This window comes from Streptomyces sp. MUM 203J, assembly GCF_022414595.1.
GTDB lineage: Bacteria > Actinomycetota > Actinomycetes > Streptomycetales > Streptomycetaceae > Streptomyces.
In genome coordinates this window covers 83217-103969 of the sequence record NZ_JADWYO010000001.1, presented here as the reverse complement: position 1 = coordinate 103969, position 20753 = coordinate 83217, and the positions used below count along the sequence as shown (strand labels likewise).

Sequence of the window (20753 nt, the reverse complement as noted above, 5' to 3'; positions counted from 1 at the left end):
TTCAGGCTGGCGGCGGCGGCTTCGGCCGATCAATTAACAAACCGGGGCGGGGGTTGAAGGATCGTCCATGGACACCACGCGGAGCGACGGCGACGACCTTCTGAGCGAACTGCTGAAACCCCTGCGGCTGACCGGGGTGTTCGACAGTCGCTGGCACATGCGGGCACCATGGGCCATCGAGGGGGACGCGGAGCAGAGCTGCGCGGTGCTCCACTACGTCGTGCAGGGCAGTTGCTGGATCACCGGCACGGACCAGCCGCCGCAGCAGCTGCGGGCCGGGGACCTGGCGGTGTTCCCCACGGGCGTGGCACACCGTCTGTCGGACCGCCCGGACCGGCAGGGCGTGCCGCTGAAGGCGGTGCTGCCCGAGCGCGAGCCGGGAACCTCGGGAGAGATCCACATCGGTGGCCAGGGCGAGGAGAGCCGCCTGCTGTGCGCGGGCCTGCACTACGACGCCAGCGCGGCGACCGGCCTGTACCAGGCCCTGCCCTGGGTGCTGGTCCTGGACGGGGCGCAGGTGGACCGCGAGCCGCTGCTCCGGGACACCCTCACGCTGCTGGCGTCCCCCGACCGCCCGACGGGTCCGGGCGACCGCCTGATACACCTGCGGGCCTTCGAGATGGCCCTGGTCCTGGCCCTGCGCCCGCTCCTTCGCGACCTCACCGAGAACTCCTCGGGACTCCCGGTCCTCCGCCACCCGGCGATCAGCCGGGCCCTGGTCATGATCGCGACGCGATTCGCGGAGCCCTGGACGATCGAGTCCCTCGCCCGTGAGGTAGGCATGTCCCGCTCGGCCTTCACGGCGGCCTTCCGCGACCTGGTGGGGGAGGCCCCGGCCCGCCACCTGACGGGCCGCCGCATGCAGGAGGCGGCGCGGCTGCTGTGTGAGACGACCCTCCCCCAGTCCGCCGTCCCCCAGCGCGTCGGCTACCAGAGCGCGGTCGGCTTCCACCTCGCCTTCCGCAAGTGGTTCGGCCAGACTCCCGGCGAATACCGCACCCACGCCACGAGCGCCGCGTAGGGCGGCGCGACCCGCCCTGCTGCCGGAGACCCGCCCCGGACCGGCCGGCCCCGATGCACCAGGGCACCCCGACCGGCCGTCCCGCCCAGGCACCCCCGGGGGCGCGGCCCCCGGCTCTCGCGCCCACCCGCCCCCGTCCAGCCGCAGTGCACCGCCGGACGCTGGGGGAGGCGCGCCCGCAGCGGGGTGCCGGTCCCCGCGACGCGGACCCGGTTCCGTCGCCCGGGGCGGGCAACCGGTTGTGACCGACAGGTGGTCCTGGTGAAGTGCCCGAGCCGGATAGGGTGCCCCGGAGTCAGGCACGGGGGGGATCTCGTTGGAGCGACGGAAGCTGATCGGCATCGGGACAGGGGCGGGGCTGGCGGTCCTGCCCGCCTGGTGGACCCTGCGTCAGGCGGCGAACGGGGCGGGCGAGGACTGGCGCACCGACACCGCACCGCTGGAGCGCGCGTTCCCGCTGCTGGGCCCGCTCACCGACGCCAAGTGGGTCAGCAGCCGGGACAACGATCGGGGCCTGCCGTCGCCGGAGCTGGTGATCTCGGGCTTCGCCCGGCTGGCACCGGGGAGACTCGCCGAGCTGACGGCGGCCCACGCGTTCGTCTCCGAGGGGCCGGCCGACGACTTCTCCTCGTGGTTCGAGAAGCCGCTCAGGGGCGAGGGGCCGGAGAACCCCCGGTGGATCCGGTCACCCGAGCTCGACCGCGACGGCAGCGGCCGCTCCGCCGGCCTGTGGTTCGACCGTCGCAGCGACACCGTCCGCTTCCGGGCACTCAACCCCTACGGCTAGACGCGCAGATCGTGACCGGTCGGGCGGCCCGCGCGCGGTCCCCGGACCAGGTCGCCGCGGCGCGAGGCGCCGGACCGCCACGGTGTCCCCCGCCACTGCCCGCCGGTCTGGAACCGCCTGACGGGGGCGGGATGCTGGCCGGTTCTTAAGTGCTGCTGGACGGTCGTTCATTGCTCTGCTCACGTACCGCCGTACAGGCTCTGGGACGGCGCACAGACGTTCCTCCAGAGGAGACATGGTGACCCGGTCCGGTCAGGAGTACCTGCAGGCGTTGCGCGACGGGCGCGAGATATGGCTCGACGGCGAGCGCGTCGCGGACGTCACCGTGCACCCCGGCTTCCGCAACACCGCCGCGTCCCTCGCGCACCTCCACGACCTCGCGCACGACTCCGCGCACCGTCCCGTCCTCACCCGCGACGGCGTCCACCGGGCCGGGATCGTGCCGCGCTCCTACGAGGACCTCGTCGCCCGCCGCGCCGCACACAAGGTCTGGGCCGAGGCGGGCTACGGATTCCTCGGGCGCACGCCCGACTGCATGGCCGCGGCGGCCGCCGGGTTCGCGGCCGTGCCCGGGGTGCTCGCCGGTGGTGCCTACGACGGGACCGGGGCCGGGCTCGCGCTGCACCGGCGGCTCGGGGAGGGCGGGCTGTACGGCGCCTTCACCCTGACCAATCCGCCCGGCCGGCAGACCCCGGACGACGAGCGGACCCTGCGGGTCGTGGGGGAGAAGGACGGCGGCATCGTGGTGCGCGGCGCCAAGATGATCGGCACCGCCGCCGTCTTCGCGGACGAGATCGTCGTCGGCACGATCGAGCCGCTGGGGGAAGGCGATGCCGACCGGGCCGTCACCTTCGCGCTGCCCGTCGCCGCCGCCGGTGTCTCGCTCGTTTCCCGCACCTCCTACGAGGGCCGGGCACGGAGCGTCTTCGACAGTCCGCTGTCCGCCCGGTTCGACGAGAACGACGCCCTGCTCGTGTGCGATGACGTGTTCGTGCCGTGGGAGCGGGTCCTCACCTACCGCGATGTCGGTTCCACCTTCCGGGTCTGGTGGCACAGTCCCGCCTTCCTGAACCTCGTCCACCAGGGCGCCACCCGCTTCTGGACCAAGCTGGAGTTCCTGACCGGGATCGCCATCCTGCTCGCCAAGAGCAGCGGCACGTACGAGCTTCCGCCCGTCACGCAGGCCATCGGGCGGATGCTCGGGCGGGTCGCTCAGGCCAAGGCGTTCGTGCTGGCCGCCGAGGCGTCGTACGAGAGCGTCGACGAGGGGCGCGGGGGCGTCGCGCCCGGCAGGGACATCACCTACGCCCAGCGCATCATGGCCGGGGAGCTCTACCCGCAGGCCGTGCAGGAGGTCAAGGCACTGGGTGGCGGCGGTCTGCTGCAACTGCCTTCTTCGGGCGCGGACCTGCTGCACCCCGACCTCGGTCCGCTGCTGCGGGCCTACGTCCGGACGCCCGACAGTCCCGCCGACGCGCGCGTGAAGCTCCTCAAGCTCGCCTGGGACGCCCTCGGGTCCGAGTTCGCGGCTCGCCACGAGCAGTACGAGCGCTTCTATCACGGTGCCCCGCACGTCTATCTCATGCAGCAGGCGTGGGAGGGGGACGGCGCGAGTTGCGAGCGGCTCGTCCGGGACTGCCTGGACGGGTACGGGCCGACCGGTCGGCCGGAGAAGCGGTGAGCGGCGAACGGCGCGGGGGCGGGTGGGCGCTCGCCCTGCTCGCCTCCACACAGCTGCTGCTCATCATGGACACCGCCATCGTCAATGTCGCTCTCCACTCGATCGGGGACGACCTCGGGGTGGGGTCTGCCGCCCTGTCCTGGGTCGCCAACGCCTATCTGATCGCCTTCGGCGGGTTGTTGCTGCTCGCCGGGCGGGCGGCCGATCTCTTAGGGCACCGGCGGCTGTTCGCCGGGGGGCTCTCCCTGCTCGGGGGCGCCTCCGCGGTCGGGGCGCTCGCCCAGTCGGCCGGGGTGCTCGTCGCGGCCCGTGCCGTTCAGGGAGCCGGCGCAGCGCTGGCCGCCGCTTCGGCGTTCGCGCTGTTGCTGCTGCTGTTTCCCGAGGGAAGCGGGCGGCACCGGGCCCTCGGTGTCTTCGCCGCCATGGGCGGGCTCGGGGGCGTCTCCGGGACCGTCATGGGCGGCGTGCTGACCGATCTGCTCGGCTGGCGGTCCACCTTCTGGCTCAACGTCGGGCTGGTCCTCCTCATGGCGCCCGCCGCCCTGCGGCTGCTCGGACCGGGGCGCCGCGCCCCCGTAGCCGGTTTCGACCTCGGCGGCGCGGTCACCGCCACCGGCGGTCTCGGCCTCGTCGCGTACGCCCTGGTCGACCGCAGCCTCCTGGCGGGCGCCGCCGGACTCGCCCTCCTGGGCCTCTTCGCCGTTCTGGAGACCCGGCCGCAAGCCCTCCGCCTCGGCCGGGCAGGGGGGACCCCCGTCGCCCGGCCCCTCGTGCCGCCCGCCCTCGCGAAGCGCCGTAACCTGCGGCTCGCCAACGGGCTGAGTGCCCTCGCCCAGACGGCCCTCTTCCCGATGTTCTTCCTCGTCAGCCTTTATTTGCAGAGCGTCCTCGGGTACACGCCGCTCGGCGGCGGACTCGGGCTGCTGCCGCTGTCGCTGGCCGTCGTCGCCGTCGCCCCGCAGACCGGGCGGCTCATCGGGCGGCTCGGCCTTCCCCGTACCACCACCCTCGGGTTCGCCCTGCTCTGCGGCGGCATGCTGTGGCTCGCCCTCGGGCTGAGCGCCGACGGCACGTTCTCCGGCACCGTCCTCGCGCCCAGCCTCGTCCTCGGCGTCGCCCTGCCCCTCGTCGTGGTCACCACCAACGTGGCCGCCACGGCGGAGGCCGCGCCCGAGGAGACCGGGCTGGCCTCCGGACTGGTCAACACCAGCCAGCAGTTCGGCTCCGTCCTCGGGCTCGCCGTCCTCGTCGCCGTCGCCGACGCCGTGACCGGGACCGACGCGACCGCGCCCGCCCAGACCACCGGCTTCCGTGCGGCGCTGCTCGTCGGTGCCGCCTTCGCGGCGTCAGCCGCGCTGCTCTCCCTGCGGCTGCGCCCGCCCTCCCCTGCCCTCGGACCCGCGGCGACCCCGCGCGAGGACCGGGTGGTGGGCGACCCGCGGTGACCGCCCGGCGCCTCCGGGGCGCCCCCACCGGGCGACAACCGCGTCACACGTCATCTCACACTGCCCGAGAGGGGCCCCGCGTTGACTCTGTACGACCTTGTCGAGCCCGGCACCGGCATCAGGACCGGCACCGGCGACCACACCCGCACCGCCCCCGACCCCCGCTACCGCGTCCACCGGATACGCGCCGCCGACCCGCTGGGCGCCGACGCCCTGCTCGCCGCCGTGCCCGCCATGAACCGGGACGCCGACGTGCCCGCGCTCACCGTCGCGCTGCGCGCCCTCGTCCCCGAACCGGACCTGGTCGCCCGGTGGGACGTCGTCGAGTGCCTGGCCGCCATGCGTGATCTCGGGCTGCTGCTCGGCTCCCTGAAGCGGCACGGCACCGAACCCGTCGCGGCCGTCCCCGCCGTCCTGCCCGTCCTGCGCGAGCTGGGCCGCCGCACCGACATGGTGCCCCGCGACACCGTGCATCACTACACCACCTGGAACCCGCCCGGCGACCGCTGCCGCAGCTACACCGCCACGCCCATGGAGTACCACCTCCAGAACGCGGTCCGCATGGTGTTCCCCAGTCTGGTCGCCGCCCTGGACACCTGCGCCGAGGTCGCCCGCCTCGAACCGTACGACCCCGGGTTCGCCCCCGCCCTGGACCGCATCGCACAGCACGTCCAGGCCGTGGTCGACTCCATCGACTTCACCGTCGCCCATGTCACGCCCGAGTTCTTCGCCCGCACCCTGCGCCCGTACTTCGAGGAGGTCGGCGTCGACGGGCGGGACTACCTCGGCCCGGCCGCCGCGCAGGTGCCGCTGTGGCTCGTCGACCTGGCGCTGTGGCAGAGCGACCGCTCCGACCCCGCCTACGACGCGTTCCTGGCCGAGTCCCTCCCGTACGGACTCCCGGCCTGGCGCGCCTTCCACGCGGCGCACCGCGGCGGCGTGTCCGCCGTGGGCAAGCTGTCAGCCGCCCTCAGCTGGGAGGGCGCACACCGGACGCCGCCGCAGCTCACCGCCTCCGCCGTGTCCCTGGCCCGGGTGCTGCGGCTCCTCAAGACCTTCCGCGCCCGCCACTTCGGCATCGCCCGCAAGGCCTACAGCGACGACCTGCGGCTGTACGACGCGGGAAGCGGCGGCGCGCCCGTCGCCCTGCTGCGCACCGTGCTGGACCTGACCCGGGACAACGAGACGCTCGTCCGGTGCGCCCTGCCGGACCGGGGCGCCCCGCGCACCCCGGCCGCCTGAAGGGGAGCGACCGGACATGACTCACCCCACCACCCCCGACATCCTGGTCGCCGGCGGCGGCGTCGCCGGGCTCACCGCCGCGCTCGCCCTGCACGCCGCCGGGTTCGGCCGCGTCACCGTCGTCGAGGCCGCGGCCGAGCTGCGGGAGGTCGGCGCCGGGCTGAACCTGATGCCGAACGCGGTACGCGAGCTCGACGCGCTCGGGCTGCTCGACCACCTGGAGACCGACGCCGTACGCACCCGGGAGCTGCGCTACTACCATCGCTGCGGCACCCTCATCACCCGCGAGGAGCGCGGGCTGCGCGCCGGTCACCACTGGCCGCAGCTGTCCGTCCACCGCGCCCACCTCCAGCGCGTCCTGTCCGACGCCGTACGGGAACGCCTCGGTCCCGAGGCCCTGGTGACCGGCGTCCGCGTCACCGGCGTCGAACAGCAGCGCGGGCCCGGCGCCCGGCCCCGCGTCCGGCTGGAGCACCGTGACGGCGCCACCCGCAGCGTCGCCACCCTCGAACCGGACGTGCTGGTCGGCGCCGACGGCATCCGCTCCGCCGTCCGCGCCGCCCTCCACCCCGACGAGGGCGAACCGCCCTGGAACGGCATGCTGGTCTGGCGCGGCGTGTCCCGCATGGACGCCCGCCGCACCGGCTCGTTCATGCTCATCGCGGGCGACGACCGGCGGCGCGCCGTCGTCTACCCGATGACCGAGCCGTCCCTGCGGCGCCCCGAGATCCTCGTCAACTGGGCGCTGGCCGTGCCCGCCGAAGCGGTCGACGAGCGGTTCCTCGGGGACTGGAACCGGCCTGTGCCGGTCAGCCGGTTCCTCGGCCACTTCGAGGGCTGGGAGTTCGGCGGGGTCAGTGTCCCGGAGGTGCTGCGCGCGGCCGACGGCGCGTACGAATACCCCATGGTGGACCGCGACCCCCTGCCCCGCTGGACCGACGGCCGTACCACCCTCATCGGGGACGCCGCCCACGCCATGTACCCGGTCGGCTCCAACGGCGCGACACAGTCCGTCCTCGACGCCCGCGCCCTCGCTCACGCCCTGGCCGTCCACCGCGACCCGGAGGACGCCCTCGCCGCGTACGAGAAGGAGCGCCGTCCCGCCATGAGCGAGCTCCAGCTGGCCAACCGGAGGCAGGGACCCGAGGCCGTCATCACCCTCGCCCACCAGCGGGCCCCCGGAGGGTTCAGCGACATCGGCCAGGTCATCCCACCCGACGAGCTGCGCGCCATCGCCGCCCGGTACGCCACGGCCACCGCCAACGACCCGGATACCGTCAACCAGGGCTCCCCGTACGACATACCGGAGGCCGTGCGCCCCTGAGCGCGCCCCCAGTGCCACGTGCGCCGCGCGCCATGGCCGCGCGCGGCGCCGTGGCACTACGGTCGGAGCAGGAGGGCGGACGCATACCGTGGTGTGTCCGCCACTGTACGTACGTACTCCCTGCGAAGGTGGAACACGTGAAGGCCATCCGTCGATTCACCGTCCGCCCCGTCCTGCCCGACGCCCTGCGTCCGCTCAGTGATCTCGCCCGCAACCTGCGCTGGTCCTGGCATGCCGAGACCCGCGAACTGTTCCAGACCGTCGACCCCGAGGGCTGGCGCGCCGCCGGGGGCGACCCCGTGCGGCTCCTCGGCTCCGTCCCGGCCGCCCGGCTCGCGGAGCTGGCCAGGGACCGGCGTTTCCTGCGCCGCCTGACCGCCGCCGCCGACGACCTCGACGACTACCTGCGGGGCCGCCGCTGGTACCAGAACCGGCGGGAGGAGGCCGAGCCGGGCGCCGAACCCCCGGCCGCCATCGCCTACTTCTCGCCCGAGTTCGGCATCACCGCCGCCCTGCCGCAGTACTCCGGCGGCCTCGGCATCCTCGCCGGCGACCACCTCAAGGCGGCCAGCGACCTCGGCGTCCCCCTCGTCGGCGTCGGCCTGCTCTACCGGCACGGCTACTTCCGCCAGTCCCTCTCCCGTGACGGCTGGCAGCAGGAGCACTACCCGCTGCTCGACCCGAACGAGCTGCCCGTCACCCTGCTGCGCCGCCCCGACGGCAGCCCCGTACGGATCTCCCTCGCGCTGCCCGGCGGGCGGGCCCTGCACGCCCACCTGTGGGAGGCGCAGGTGGGGAGGGTCCCGCTGCTGCTCCTCGACTCGGACGTGGAGGAGAACGGGCCGGGCGAACGGAACGTCACCGACCGGCTGTACGGCGGCGGCAGCGAGCACCGGCTGCTCCAGGAGATGCTCCTGGGAATAGGAGGTGTCCGGGCGGTCCGCGCGTACTGCGCGCTCACCGGCCACCCCGCGCCCGAGGTGTTCCACACAAACGAGGGCCACGCCGGGTTCCTCGGCCTGGAACGCATCCGTGAACTCACCGACGACGGAACCGGCTTCGACGCGGCCCTGGAGGCCGTGCGCGCCGGGACGGTGTTCACCACGCACACCCCCGTCGCGGCCGGTATCGACCGCTTCGACCGCGACCTCGTCGCCCGGCACTTCGGGCCCGGCGCCGAACTGCCCGGCCTGGACGTCGGCCGGATCCTGCAGCTCGGCCGCGAGACCTACCCCGGCGGTGAGCCGAACCTCTTCAACATGGCCGTCATGGGCCTGCGCCTGGCGCAGCGGGCGAACGGCGTGTCCACCCTGCACGGCGCGGTGAGCCGTTCGATGTTCGCGGGCCTGTGGCCGGGCTTCGAGCCCGAGGAGGTGCCCATCACCTCCATCACCAACGGCGTCCACGCCCCCACCTGGGTCGCCCCCGAGGTGTTCCGGCTGGGCGCCCGCCGCATCGGCACCCAGCGTGCCGAGGACGCCCTCAGCGTCGGCGGCTCCAACCGCTGGGACGCCGTGGCGGACATCGACGACTCCGCGATCTGGGAGTGCCGCCGCGAGCTGCGCGAGCAGCTGGTCCACGAGGTCCGGGCCCGGCTGCGGGCCTCCTGGCGGGAGCGCGGCGCCGGAGCCGCCGAACTCGGCTGGACCGAACACGTCCTGGACCCGGACGTCCTCACCATCGGCTTCGCCCGGCGTGTCCCCTCCTACAAGCGGCTCACTCTGATGCTCCGTGACCGCGACCGGCTGCGCGAGATGCTGCTGCACCCGGAGCGGCCCGTGCAGATCGTCGTCGCCGGAAAGGCACACCCCGCCGACGACGGCGGCAAGCGGCTGGTGCGGGAGATGGTCAGGTTCGCGGACGACCCGCGCGTCCGCCACCGGATCGTCTTCCTGCCCGACTACGGCATGGCCATGGCGCAGAAGCTGTACCCCGGCTGCGACGTCTGGCTCAACAACCCGCTGCGCCCCCTGGAGGCCTGCGGCACCAGCGGCATGAAGGCCGCACTCAACGGCTGCCTCAACCTGTCCGTGCGGGACGGCTGGTGGGACGAGTGGTACGACCCGGACTTCGGCTGGGCCATCCCCACCGCCGACGGGGCGGCCACCGACGAGGACCGGCGCGACGAGCTGGAGGCGAACGCCCTCTACGAGCTGATCGAGCAGCGGGTCGCGCCGCGCTTCTACGACCGGGGCGGGGCGAGCGGACTGCCGGAGCGCTGGATCGGGATGGTCCGCCGCACCCTGACGTCCCTGGGGCCGAAGGTGCTCGCGGGTCGGATGGTGCGGGAGTACGTGGAGCGGCTGTACACCCCGGCGGCGCTCGCCCACCGGTCGCTGGACCTGGACGCGGCGCACGAGCTGGCCGGGTGGAAGTCCCGCGTGCGGGCCGCCTGGCCCGGGGTGGCCGTGGACCATGTGGAGGCGGACGAGGCCGGTGACGTGGCCGAACTGGGCTCGACGCTGGCTCTGCGGGTGCGGGTGACGCTGGGCGACCTGACGCCGGAGGACGTGGAGGTGCAGGCGGTGGCGGGCCGGGTCGACGCGCACGACGCGCTGGCCGACGGGCGGGCGGTCCCGCTGAAGCCGTCGGGCGGCGGTGCGGGGCCCGACCAGCAGGGCCGGTGGGTGTACGAGGGGCCGCTGAACCTGGACCGTACGGGGCCGTTCGGCTACACCGTACGGGTGCTGCCCGCGCACCACCTGCTGGCGTCGGGGGCGGACCTGGGGCTGGTGGCACTGCCGGCGGAGTCGGCGGGGGAGGGGGCGGGGGTGCTGATGCGGTAGCCCGGGACGGGCGCGAGGGCCGGAGGGGCCGATGTCAGCCCCTCCGGCCCTCGCGGCCTGTCTCCCGGCTTACGGGAACGTCAGCTTGAAGCTGTTGATGTAGCCGGTGTCCCACCGGGCCGTGTCCCGCACCCGCAGCGTCCAGGTGCCGTTCGCGTTCTCGGAGGACGCGTTGACGGTGTACGTCTCCTTGACGTTGTCCGCCGAGTCGCCGCCGCTGGAGTTCTTGAGGCGGAACTCCCTGCCGGACGGGCCGACCAGGTCGACGACCAGGTCACCGCGCCAGGTGTGGACGATGTCCACGCCGACCTTGAGGTCCGACGGCGCCTTGCCGCTGATGCCGGTGACGTCGACGGTGGACGTGGCGGTCCCCAGGTCGGGGATGTTCACGTCGGTGCCGTTCTCGAAGACCTTCCCGTCACCCGGGTCGCCGCCACCGGGGCGGGAGCCGACGTTGACCCCGGCCCAGGCATGCTGGACGGCCTGCACCTCGGCGCTGTTGGCGCCGTACAGCTCGGTGGCGACCGCGACCGTGCCCTCCCGGGCGCCCGCGTAGTTCGTGGTGGTGGTGAACTTGGTGGTGAGCGCCTTGAACCAGATCAGCGACGCCTTGTCGCGGCCGATGCCGGTGACGGGCAACCCGTCGGAGGTCGGGGAGTCGTAGTCGACGCCGTTGACCGTCTTCTTGCCGGAGCCCTCGGACAGCATGTAGTACCAGTGGTTCGCCGGCCCAGACGAGTAGTGCACGTCGACGTTGCCGATGCCGGAGTACCAGTAGTCCTTGGAGTTGCCGTCGCGGCTCGGCTTGTCCATGTAGCGCAGCGGGGTGCCGTTGCCGCGGATGTCGATCTTCTCGCCGACCAGGTAGTCGCCCTTGTCCTGGGAGTTGTTCCCGTAGAACTCGACGGCGGCGGCGAAGATGTCGGACGTGGCCTCGTTCAGGCCGCCCGACTCGCCGCTGTAGCGCAGCCCGGCGGTCACCGAGGTCAGGCCGTGGGTCATCTCGTGGGCGGCCACGTCGATGGACGTCAGCGGCTTGCTGTTGTTGGAGCCGTCGCCGTACGTCATGCAGAAGCAGCTGTCCTGCCAGAACGCGTTGACGTAGTTGTTGCCGTAGTGGACCCGGGAGTACGCCCCCACGCCGTCGCCGCGGATGCCGGAGCGCCCGTGGACGTTCTTGTAGTAGTCCCAGGTGAGGGCCGCGCCGTAGTGGGCGTCGGCGCCGGCGGTCTCCAGGTTGGACGGGGAGCCGTTGCCCCAGGTGTCGTCGGAGCCGGAGAAGAGGCTGCCGGTGCCGGACGTGCCGCGGTTGAGGTTGTACGTCTTGTGGTTGCCGCGGCCGGTGTCGGTGAGCGTGTACGAGGACCCGGACTGGGCGGTGCCCAGCGTGACCGTGCCGCTGTACATGGTGTTGCCGGTGCCGTTGTGGACGGCCTGCCACTCGTACAGCTTCTCGCCGGTGCGGGCGTCGGTGACGACGTGCAGCTCGTTGGGCGTGCCGTCGTGCTGGAGGCCGCCGACGACCGTCTCGTAGGCGAGGGTGGGTGTGCCCTCGGCCATCCAGACGACCTTGCGCGGGGCCCGCTCGGGCTTCGTGGCCTTGGAGCCCTCGGACCTGGCCGCGGAGAGCGCCTGCTTCTCGGCGGCGGCCGGGGCGAGGCCGGCGCGGGTGTCGACGCTCTTGAGGGCCGCCCGGGACGCCTTGGCGACGCCTTCCCGCTGACCCGCGCGGTCGGCGGAGACGACGAGGTCGCCGCCGAGGACGGGCAGTCCGTCGTAGGTCCGCTCGTAGCGGGTGTGGGTGGTGCCGTCGCGGTCCTGGACGACGTCGCGGACGACCAGCTTCTCCTTGGTGCCGAGGCCGAGTTCCTTCGCCGTCCTGTCCTTGGACGCGTCGGCGGCCTTGATCAGCGCGGTGCGCTGGGCGGGGGAGAGCTTGGCCGGCAGGGAGCCGGGGTCGGCCTGGCCGACGGCCTGTCCGCGGGGTGCGGCGAGCCGGGCGTCGTCGGCTGTGGCGGTGCCGGTCTGGACGCCCACGGCGAGCATGGCGGCAGCCGCCACGAGCGCTCCGGTGGCGGTCGCGCGACGGGTTGGCGTGGATCTCACGCGGACTCCTTTTGCGAGGGGGGTCGCCGGGGGCTGGGTGTGCCCCCGGGTGGTGCAAAGAAGTGCGGCGGAGCAGTTCGCGCGAACTCCCGTGCGGTCGTGCGGAGTACGCGCGAAGAACAGAGGAAGAACGCAGGAAGAGTGACACCGGAGGGCGAGTCCTGTCAGGACCGCGTCAACAACTTGGCCGGATTTCGTTCGTTGCCCGAAATGCCATTTCCGTTAACCGGACGGTTACTTGCTCGGGCGGTTACGTGTGCAGTACCGCGCCGTCCGCGCTGACGGTGATCGTCGTGCCGCCGTACAGCTCGACCCGTCGCCCGGTCGGCGTCAGCGCGTCCTCAGGCAGGAAGGGGCACAGCTCCAGCTCGTCGCTGTTGAGCCGGTGCACCATGCAGTCCCAGGCGCGGTGCGCGGGCGGGGCGTCCGGGTCCAGGTAGTGCGAGCTGCTGACAGCCACCTCCGCCCCGACCAGCCCCTCCTCCCGCGCCTCGGCGCAGTCCCCGACCCGCACGACGTCGCCGGTGCGGTACCGGGGAGGGGCGGCGGCCTCCTCCTCGCCCGCCGTCACGTTGCCGGGGCGGACGGCGGGGTGGAGGAAGGCGCCGCCGTCCCCGGGCCACTCCCACCCGCCGGTCTCGTCGAACCGGAACCCCAGCTCCCGCAGGCACGCGGCGGTGGACCCGTGGGGCGTGACCTCCAGCCCGAACCGCAGCCACCCGGGCCGCCGCTCCGACCACTCCGGCGCGGACATCTCGGCCTCCCCGTATACGGCGAGCGCGTCCCGGAAGAACGAGGTGAACCCCGCACCCTCCGAGGGCGGCGCCTCCACCCACAGGGAGATCCAGACGAGGCGGTATGGCGCGAGGGCCACAGGACGTCACACTCCTTCAGGGCGGGACAAAACGGCTGGTCGTAGGTGTCGGCCGCTGATTACGGTAAGGGACATGACCAGCGCGAACGGCACACCGACGACGACCGCCACACTCTGGCGCCCCACGGGCCCCGAGGAGCCGGCCCTCGTCCGCGCCGCCGACCGGCGGGCCTGGCCGCCCCGGCTGCCGGAGCAGCCGATCTTCTACCCGTTCCTGAACGAGGACTACGCGATCCGCATCGCGCGCGACTGGAACGTGAAGCACGGCGGGGTGGGGTTGTGAGGTGTTGGGTACTGAGTGCGCGTATGCGTGTGTTGGGTGAGGTGGGGTGTGGTGGGGCGTCACCTGTAGGCGTGTGGTGCGTTGATACAGGTGTCCGGCTGTCGGGTTCGCGTGCGAGAGGGGGTGCGGGGTGGGTGGTGAGGTGCTGCGGGTGGTGGCGGCGCCGTTCGTCGTGCTCGGGCCGTCCGGGGTGGCGGTGCGTGACCGCTTGAAGGGTCTGACGGCCGGGGACGCCGAGGTGTTGCGCCTGGTGGGAGACCATCTCGGGTCGCTCGCCTCGCGTGACCTGAAGGTGCGCTGTGCCGCCGGTACGGACCACGACACCGGCCAGTGGGCGGAGCGCAAGCGGGCGTTGACGCAGGAGTCGTCGTCGCGGTGGGCCGGGGCGATCACCAAGGCCACCCATGACCAATGGGCGCTGGCCCGGCGGGGTCAGCTCGTGCACATCCAGGGCCTGGAGGCGGGGGTGCGCACGCTCGCGCACCGCCTGTCCCTGCCGGTCGGGGAGAAGGGGACGAAGCGGTCGCCGGGCGGTTACCGCACCCGCCAGGAGTGGTTCGCCAAGTCCCGGCGCCTGCACGTGCTTGGCGACCGGCTCGAAGCAGCACGGACCGACCGTGAGGCCGGAGTCGTGCACGTGGTTCGCGGCGGCAGGCGACTGCTCAACACCCGCCACAACCTTCAGGCGGCCCAGCGCAGCGAGGAGGGGTGGCGGCGCCGGTGGGAGGCGGGGCGCCGGTTCTTCCAGGCCGATGGCGAGAGCGGGAGGCGGTTCGGCAACGAGACGGTCCGTGTGACCCCCGAGGGTGAGGTGAACATCAAGCTGCCCGCCCCGCTCGTCCACCTGGCCAACGCCCCGCACGGCCGCTACGTACTTGCCACGAAGGTGTCGTTCCCGCACCGGGGCGATCAGTGGCGCGACCGCGTCACGGCCAACCGGGCAGTCGCCTACCGCATCCACGAAGACACGGTGCGGGGCCGCTGGTACCTGACCGCCTCCTGGACCATCCCACCCGTCAAGACCGTGCCCCTTGAGACGGCGCGGGCTGGTGGGGTGATCGGGGTCGACACCAACGCCGACCACCTCGCCGCCTGGCACCTCGACCACCACGGCAACCTGGTGGGTGCACCCCGCCGGTTCGACTTCGACCTGTCCGGTACCGCCCAGCACCGCGACGCGCAAGTGAGGCATGCGCTGATCCGTCTGCTGCACTGGGCCGCCCGACGCGGGCTGTCGGTCGCGATCGAGGACCTCGACTTCGCTCGGGACAAGACGCGGGAGAAGCACGGACGGCGCAAGCGGTTCCGCAAGCTGATCTCCGGCATGCCCATAGCCGGACTGCGGGCACGGCTGGTGGCGATGGCGGCCGAACTCGGCATCACCGTCATCGCCGTCAACCCCGCCTACACCTCACGCTGGGGCGCCCAGCACTGGCAGAAACCCCTCACCACCAAGACCAGGAAACCCACACGCCACGACGCGGCATCCGTGGCGATCGGAAGACGCGCCCTGGGACACCCGATCCGGCGACGGACGGCACCGCCCCGCAACGACCAGAGAGATCGTTACGGGCATCGGACCGCCCAGGCCGGCTCGGTTGCCCCAGGGTGTGAGGAAACCCGCCCCCGCATCCCCGGACCACGCACAAGATGCGCGCCGCCCGGACGCGGAGCGAAAGCGGGCGACCAGAATGCCCACCACCGTTCGGGGCATTCGGCTGAGCACGAGTCCTGGCAACAGGACTCACTCCCGCTCAGTCCTTAGGAACGGTACGTGACCCGCTTCGAGATCGACACGGACTGCGTATCCAGATACCCGGTCCAGCGGGCGGGCAGCGAGACGATCCTCGAACTGTGGGGCCCGGCAACGGAATTAGCCGAGTTCAACGCCCACATCGTGGGCCGCATCGAGGTCGTCCACGAGTTCCGCTGACGCGTCGGTACGGGTCCCGGGCGCCCCTCAGGCGACCGGCGCCGCCGCCCTGCGCGGCCTGGGGACCAGTTCGCCGCCGCAGTTGGGGCAGACATCCTGCATCGCGTTGCCGCACGGAACGCAGAACGTGCACTCGTACGAGCAGATCCGCGCGGGTGCGTCGAGCGGCAGCGCCGCCGTCTCGCACCGCTCACACCGGTCCCGCATCTCCAGTGCCACGCCCGCCTCCCGGCTCACCCGTTGACCGCGGCCCATCGTAACCGCGCCGCGACGCGCGGGCGAGGTGCAGCAGCCCGGCGCGGATCCGCTGCTCGCCCACCTCGGGGAGCAGCGCGGCGACATGCTCGGCCGCCATCCCGGCGAGCAGTGCATGGGCCGTGTGGTCCGGGTCGGGCGCGCCCCGCAGCAGGATCGCCAGATGGCGGTGCCAGAACCGGTAGGCCCCGATCCGGTAGCGGGCCCCGGGTGCGGCCGTCTCCGACATCCGTACCAGGTCCAGGTGTTCCAGCAGGTAGTCCAGATACGCGTCGACGAACGCGGCCAGCCTCTCGTCCTCCGCTGCGCCGGGCCCCAGCGGCGGCGGCCCGTGCAGCACCGCCTCCTGGAGCGCGCACTCCCGGGCGTCCAGCAGTGCCACGGCCAGCCCGGACTTGTCCCCGAACCGCCGGTACAGCGTGCCCTTTCCGACCCCGGCCGCCGCGGCCACCTGGTCCATCGACACCGCCCCCACCCCGTGCTCCGCGAACAGCGCGGCGGCGGCCTCCAGCACGGCGGCGCGGTTGCGGGCCGCGTGGGCGCGCTCCTTGGGAGGGGGTGGAGTGCGCAGCAGTTCCAGGGGGGCGGCCCCCTCGGGCATTGCAAAACCGGACTGCGGTCCGTTACTGTCGTGAGCCACAACCGGACTATAGTCCGTTTTCCTGATGTGGAGGTAGTGGCATGACCGCTCTCATCACCCGTGACGAACTGAAGGCCGCGATCGAGGCCGGCGCGGTGACCGTCGTCGACACGCTGGGCGGCGCGTACTACGCGCAGCAGCACATCCCCGGCGCCGTCGAACTCGCCCCGTCCGAGGTCGACGCCCACGCCGCGACCCGGCTCCCCGACCGTGACGCGGCGATCGTCACGTACTGCTCCAACCCCGCCTGCGGCAACAGCGGCCAGGTCGCCGACCGGCTCACCGCGCTCGGCTACGGCAACGTCCGCAAGTACCGCGAGGGCATCCAGGACTGGGTGGAGGCGGGCCTGCCCGTCGTGTCCGCGTCCCCGGCCGCCTGACCGCCCCGCCTCAGGCGCGGCGGCGCACCGGGTACATCGTCTCGACCGGCTCCTCGCCGAGGAAGTCGAGAATGATCCGGTTCACCAGATCCGGCTTCTCCATGAGCAGCGCGTGAGAAGTGCCGGGGACGACGGCCAGCTCGGAGCCGGGCACCGCCCGATACAGGGCGATGGTGTGCTCCAGCGAGACCACGTCGTCGTCCCCGGAGAGGACGAGCGTGGGCGCGCCGATGCGGGCCAGGTCCTCCGTCGGGATGTTCGGCTGCGTACGGAACATCCCGGTCAACTTGCCCGTCACGACCGGCCAGTGCTCGGCGCCGTCCGGTGACACCGCGGCGTACATCTCCCGGAACGGCGCCAGCTCCGGGGCGTCGGGAGACATCTGGTCGAGCAGCCCCGGCGCCGCGGCGCACTTGGGGGCGGGCAGGAAGCTGGCGCCCGTGACCACCGCCTTGCGGACCAGGTCCGGCCGGGCGGACGCCACGAGGAGGGCGATGATCCCGCCGTCGCTCCACCCCACGAGGTGGGCGGGACCGCCGACCACCTCCTCCAGGAACGCGGCGGTGTCGTCGGCCATGTCCTGGTACGAGGCCGGCCCCGGCACGTCCGGCGTGTGGCCGTGCCCCCGCCGCTCGGGCAGGAACAGCCGGAACCGCGCGGCGAGGTCGGCGCGCTGCGGGCCCCATGTCTCGTTGGTGCAGAAACCCCCGTGCAGCAGGACGACCGGGTCACCCGAGCCCTCGGTCTCGTACCACGTCCTGACACCGGGCAGTTCCACGTACGTGCCCATCACCGCGGCCCTTCGCTCCGGTACGCCTCGGCCCCCTGGGCTTAGTGTCCGCCGCGGTTCCTGCACGCGCACGGCGAGCTACGCCGTCAGGCGTCGAAGCCCCCGCGCTGTACGGCGCTCACGAAGGACGCCCACGCGGCACGGTCGAAGGCGAGGACGGGGCCGTGGGGCGCCTTGCTGTCACGGACGGGGACGACGCCGGGGGCGGCGGGGGCGATTTCCACGCACTCGCCGCCGTCCGGGCCGCCGGAGCTGCTCTTGATCCAGTCCATGGCGCCGGTACCCCTCCATCACGTCTCTGATCAGAGCCGCTGAGTCCTGGGCAGACAGGACATCAGCCCTGAGCACATCATAGGCTTGGCTGTACCTGGCGTAGACGTGCGGATCGTCCAGGAAATGGCCTCCGTTGAGGGACTCCGAGTAGACGCAGTCGAGTTCGCCCGGAAGCGAAATCAGGTACATGGAGGTCTTGAGGCCGAGCCCGGACGGTCGGCCGGAACCACCTGGATCCTGATGTTGGGGCGCCGGCCCACGTCAAGGAGGTGCGCGCATTGGCTGCGCATGACGGCGGCGCTTCCCACCACGTTCCGCAGGCAGCTCTCGTCCAGGACTGCCATGAGTAGTGGGCCGCCAGGAGCCAGGAAGCGGGGCTGTCGGCTCAGTCGAGCTCTGATCCGCTCTTCGATCTTCTCAAGGTCCGCAACGTGCATGGAGAACTGGGCTCGAACTGTAGTCCCCGGTCTGCAACAGGCCGGGCATGAAATGCGTCTCGTACAGGCGAATCGCTGTGGCCCTCGCGTCCATCAGGGCACGTCGCCGGAACCAGTAGGGGTGCTCGACATTCGGGTACCAGTCGATCTTCCCCCGCATGTCCTGCAACACTGCGCCGGTCTTCAGGACCTCGTCGCACTTGATGGCGAAGGTGTCCTGGGGGACCTGCTTGCCCGCTCCACATGGGCGACGTGCGAGCGGCCGCATGGGGCCTCGCGGGCCAGGGCGGCCTGTGTCATGCCCGCCGCCTTGCGGCAGAGCTTCAGGACCTCCCCGAACATCGCGGCTGTGGTGTAGGGCGCCGCCTCTTGGGTCACCGTGTCCTCCTCTGTGCCCGTCCGCCAGTCTCACGCGCTGAGCGTTGAGTTGGTTCTACGCGCTACGCAACGCCGAGGGGAATCAGGGTAGTCACGCGCCTCCGTCGTGGGAGGCGTCTATCCCTGTACGGAGCACTCATGGAACAAGCAGCCGTATCTGGAACATACGTCTACGATCCCTCGCGCCCGCCCGCAGCCGTCCCCGGCTGCCCGGCCTGCCTGGAACTCGCCGCGCAGCGCGCGGAGGCCCGGCATCGGGGTGACGCAAGCGCCGCGACGGACGCGAACGTGTTGTTTCGCCGTCATCTCGAAACCGCGCACGTGGACTGAGGGTTCTGTCGGAGGTTGACGAACGGGGCGTCGGAATACTGTCGGCGGCGTAGTAAATCGCCTGCGCCGATGGCGGGTTGAATCCCGTCATGGCGACTGATTCTGATGCTTCGGTGTCGGGGCTGGACGGGCCCCGACTCCACCCGCGCGTCGAGGTCGAGCGGCTCCGTGACGAGGCTGCCCGGCACAGGAGCCTGTCGGACAGGCGGGCCGGCAGGTGGGTGAAGGTCGAGATCGCCCTCGGGTTTCCCGCCGCCCTGCTGGCCGGAGTGTCCGGCGCGACGGGGCTGGCCTCGGCCGATGCCCGTATTCCGGCCGCGCTGATGGCGCTCACGGCCGCAGGGCTGGCCGCGGGGGCGGCGTTTCTGCGGAGCGACGCTCGGCGCCGGGCCAACAAGCGGGCCCGCCAGGCATGGGCGGCCGTGGAGGACAGGGCCGGCAGGTTGCTGGTGCAGGATTCGGTGTCCTCCGAGGACCTCGACAAACTCTACGCCCTCCATCAGGCCGCCCTTGCCGCGTACGAAGGAGTCGCCGTCAGAGGCGAGGCCGAGTAACCCGGCCCGGCGAAGGCGAGCCACTCAGGGGCGCGGTTGCAGGGGGCAGAGTGCGGGCCACAGGTCCATGGACCACAGGACCAGGTTCTGCCGACCGTTCGCCCCGCCCGAAGGACTCTGCCGTGACCGTCGTCCGTTCCGTCGCCCTGTTCGTGCTGGCCGCCCTGTTCGGGATTGGCGGCGCCTGGCTCGTGTGCGGGAGGGCGTACGAGAGCACCGGGGCTGGAGGTGAGCGGGGGCCGGGGCGCCAGCTCTCGGTGCGTACGGGTTCGTCGCTGCTTTTCAGACGGACCCGCACTTCGGGCGGATCCTGGCCGCGTACGGCGGAGTGCTCGTGGCGGGGGCGTCGGCATGAGGAATGGTGATGGACGGAGTGCGGCCGGACCGGTCGGACGTGACGGGGGCGCTGGTCTGCCTGGTCGGCGTGGGCCTGATCATGTACGCGCCGCGCGGCGGCCAGCAGCGGGAGAATAATGACGTACCGAACCCTCGGCGCCCTGATGGTGCCGGGCACGCCTGACAGCTTCCGTCGCGAAAGGACCGCTCAGCCGATGACCACAGCCACGCACGGCGCGGGAGCCGTTCCCCCGATGCCCGAATACACCCCCAAGGCCCTCCGCGCGGCCATCGCGCAGCACACACCGAAACTCCTTGTCGACTTCGACCGTCACTGGCGCCGCGACATCGCTGACGCCTACGACCTGGCTCCCGTCCCCGCCTTCATGGCCCGATGGTGGGGCGAGTACGCACTCGCCCGCGACCCGCGCCTGGAAGCCGCGGTCCACCGCCTGGAGGACGAGGCCGCCCGCGAACCCGACTACACGCGCGCGAAGGCCCTCATCGAAGAGGCCGGACGTCTTCGCCGCGCCGCTGCGAAGGCGGAGCCCGGCCAGTGACGGACGAGTTCACGGGGCCGCCATGGCAGGCCGACTGGACCAAGGATGCCGAGGACGGCCGTAACACGCTCCCCGAGGCGGCCCGTGTCCTGGCCGAAGCCGCTCGCGCCGAACTCGTCGTCGCACGCGATCCCTATTTCCGTGGCATCGACACCGACCGGGACCTACCAGCCGGAATGAGCGTCGAACCTGTCCAGTCCACCCGGCCTGGTGGCATGCACATCATCTACTTCGACTGGGGGCGTGGGTGGCTTCGCTACCATTTCGTCCCCCGCACCGCTGACCCGCAGATCGTCATCGACGAGTGCTTCTGGCAGTAGCGGTCCAACCCCCGGCTC

At 72.4% G+C, this 20753-nt stretch carries 22 protein-coding genes and 3 pseudogenes; 16 read left to right on the top strand and 9 right to left on the bottom strand.

All coding sequences use genetic code 11. The features are described from left to right. Positions 1–67: 67 nt before the first annotated feature. The 7 genes from I3F58_RS00470 (at position 68) to glgP (ending at position 10286) form a co-directional block, all read left to right on the top strand. The gene (locus I3F58_RS00470; RefSeq protein ID WP_240106092.1) at positions 68–1021 is read left to right on the top strand and encodes an AraC family transcriptional regulator; all 954 of its coding nucleotides are present in this window, start codon (positions 68–70) and stop codon (positions 1019–1021) included. A 316-nt stretch (positions 1022–1337) separates the two neighbouring features. Continuing rightward, a complete protein-coding gene (locus I3F58_RS00465) occupies positions 1338–1808 on the top strand; it encodes a hypothetical protein (protein WP_240106091.1) in 471 nt (156 codons plus the stop codon). Positions 1809–2043: 235 nt separating this feature from the next. After that, a complete protein-coding gene (locus I3F58_RS00460; RefSeq protein ID WP_240106090.1) occupies positions 2044–3489 on the top strand; it encodes a 4-hydroxyphenylacetate 3-hydroxylase family protein in 1446 nt (481 codons plus the stop codon). Further along, entirely contained in the window at positions 3486–4934 is a 1449-nt protein-coding gene (locus I3F58_RS00455; protein WP_308354930.1) for an MFS transporter, read from the top strand. The genes I3F58_RS00460 and I3F58_RS00455 overlap by 4 nt, the downstream gene beginning before the upstream one ends. Before the next feature lie 81 nt (positions 4935–5015). After that, complete coding sequence (locus I3F58_RS00450; protein ID WP_240106089.1) at positions 5016–6176, top strand: monodechloroaminopyrrolnitrin synthase PrnB family protein; 1161 nt, start codon at positions 5016–5018, stop codon at positions 6174–6176. A 16-nt stretch (positions 6177–6192) separates the two neighbouring features. Beyond that, positions 6193–7500, top strand: a complete 1308-nt coding sequence (locus tag I3F58_RS00445; protein ID WP_240106088.1) for an FAD-dependent monooxygenase — start codon at positions 6193–6195, stop codon at positions 7498–7500. A gap of 137 nt (positions 7501–7637) precedes the next feature. Next, entirely contained in the window at positions 7638–10286 is a 2649-nt protein-coding gene (gene glgP / locus I3F58_RS00440; RefSeq protein WP_240106087.1) for an alpha-glucan family phosphorylase, read from the top strand. A gap of 69 nt (positions 10287–10355) precedes the next feature. Here the strand turns inward: glgP and I3F58_RS00435 are convergent, their stop codons facing one another. Together I3F58_RS00435 and I3F58_RS00430 are read right to left on the bottom strand one after the other, a co-directional pair. Further along, on the bottom strand, positions 10356–12392 hold the full coding sequence (locus tag I3F58_RS00435) for a M4 family metallopeptidase (RefSeq protein WP_240106086.1): 2037 nt from the start codon (positions 12390–12392) through the stop codon (positions 10356–10358). 250 nt (positions 12393–12642) lie between these two features. Continuing rightward, positions 12643–13266, bottom strand: a complete 624-nt coding sequence (locus tag I3F58_RS00430) for a hypothetical protein (protein WP_240106085.1) — start codon at positions 13264–13266, stop codon at positions 12643–12645. Positions 13267–13339: 73 nt separating this feature from the next. On the opposite strand from I3F58_RS00430, the pseudogene I3F58_RS00425 reads away from it, so the two are divergent. From I3F58_RS00425 to I3F58_RS00415, 3 genes and pseudogenes are all read left to right on the top strand, one after another. Beyond that, positions 13340–13543 (top strand): annotated as a pseudogene (locus I3F58_RS00425) (hypothetical protein); the annotation flags it as partial. A 136-nt stretch (positions 13544–13679) separates the two neighbouring features. After that, a complete protein-coding gene (locus tag I3F58_RS00420; protein ID WP_240106084.1) occupies positions 13680–15314 on the top strand; it encodes an IS200/IS605 family accessory protein TnpB-related protein in 1635 nt (544 codons plus the stop codon). Positions 15315–15323: 9 nt separating this feature from the next. Next, a complete protein-coding gene (locus I3F58_RS00415) occupies positions 15324–15482 on the top strand; it encodes a hypothetical protein (protein WP_240106083.1) in 159 nt (52 codons plus the stop codon). Positions 15483–15509: 27 nt separating this feature from the next. Here the strand turns inward: I3F58_RS00415 and I3F58_RS00410 are convergent, their stop codons facing one another. Continuing rightward, positions 15510–15701, bottom strand: coding sequence for a DUF1272 domain-containing protein (locus I3F58_RS00410; protein WP_240106082.1), 192 nt, complete (start codon positions 15699–15701; stop codon positions 15510–15512). Next, positions 15673–16377 (bottom strand): TetR/AcrR family transcriptional regulator, encoded by a 705-nt coding sequence (locus I3F58_RS00405; protein WP_240106081.1) that lies wholly within the window; start codon positions 16375–16377, stop codon positions 15673–15675. Before I3F58_RS00405 ends, I3F58_RS00410 begins: the two co-directional genes overlap by 29 nt. A 41-nt stretch (positions 16378–16418) precedes the next feature. On the opposite strand from I3F58_RS00405, the gene I3F58_RS00400 reads away from it, so the two are divergent. Then, a complete protein-coding gene (locus I3F58_RS00400) occupies positions 16419–16757 on the top strand; it encodes a rhodanese-like domain-containing protein (protein WP_240106080.1) in 339 nt (112 codons plus the stop codon). 10 nt (positions 16758–16767) lie between these two features. Here the strand turns inward: I3F58_RS00400 and I3F58_RS00395 are convergent, their stop codons facing one another. The 5 genes and pseudogenes from I3F58_RS00395 to I3F58_RS29540 form a co-directional block, all read right to left on the bottom strand. Beyond that, entirely contained in the window at positions 16768–17547 is a 780-nt protein-coding gene (locus I3F58_RS00395; protein WP_240106079.1) for an alpha/beta fold hydrolase, read from the bottom strand. An 86-nt stretch (positions 17548–17633) separates the two neighbouring features. Further along, complete coding sequence (locus I3F58_RS00390) at positions 17634–17810, bottom strand: DUF397 domain-containing protein (RefSeq protein WP_240106315.1); 177 nt, start codon at positions 17808–17810, stop codon at positions 17634–17636. Beyond that, positions 17728–18311: pseudogene (locus I3F58_RS00385) on the bottom strand (DUF5753 domain-containing protein). Before I3F58_RS00385 ends, I3F58_RS00390 begins: the two are co-directional and overlap by 83 nt. After that, a complete protein-coding gene (locus I3F58_RS29715) occupies positions 18238–18417 on the bottom strand; it encodes a Scr1 family TA system antitoxin-like transcriptional regulator (RefSeq protein WP_374207876.1) in 180 nt (59 codons plus the stop codon). Before I3F58_RS29715 ends, I3F58_RS00385 begins: the two are co-directional and overlap by 74 nt. A 23-nt stretch (positions 18418–18440) precedes the next feature. Then, positions 18441–18557: a hypothetical protein gene (locus I3F58_RS29540; protein ID WP_308354936.1), complete on the bottom strand. Its 117-nt coding sequence runs from the start codon at positions 18555–18557 to the stop codon at positions 18441–18443. A gap of 216 nt (positions 18558–18773) precedes the next feature. Here I3F58_RS29540 and I3F58_RS00380 point away from each other — a divergent pair, with 216 nt between their 5' ends. The 5 genes and pseudogenes from I3F58_RS00380 to I3F58_RS00360 all read left to right on the top strand — a co-directional run bounded on the left by I3F58_RS00380 (position 18774) and on the right by I3F58_RS00360 (position 20735). Continuing rightward, positions 18774–18965: a hypothetical protein gene (locus I3F58_RS00380; protein WP_240106078.1), complete on the top strand. Its 192-nt coding sequence runs from the start codon at positions 18774–18776 to the stop codon at positions 18963–18965. Positions 18966–19054: 89 nt separating this feature from the next. Beyond that, complete coding sequence (locus I3F58_RS00375; RefSeq protein ID WP_240106077.1) at positions 19055–19519, top strand: hypothetical protein; 465 nt, start codon at positions 19055–19057, stop codon at positions 19517–19519. A gap of 122 nt (positions 19520–19641) precedes the next feature. Next, positions 19642–19976, top strand: a pseudogene (locus I3F58_RS00370) (YnfA family protein); the annotation flags it as partial. 94 nt (positions 19977–20070) lie between these two features. Continuing rightward, entirely contained in the window at positions 20071–20415 is a 345-nt protein-coding gene (locus tag I3F58_RS00365; protein WP_240106076.1) for a hypothetical protein, read from the top strand. After that, entirely contained in the window at positions 20412–20735 is a 324-nt protein-coding gene (locus I3F58_RS00360; protein WP_240106075.1) for a hypothetical protein, read from the top strand. The genes I3F58_RS00365 and I3F58_RS00360 overlap by 4 nt, the downstream gene beginning before the upstream one ends. The last annotated feature ends 18 nt before the right edge of the window (positions 20736–20753 follow it).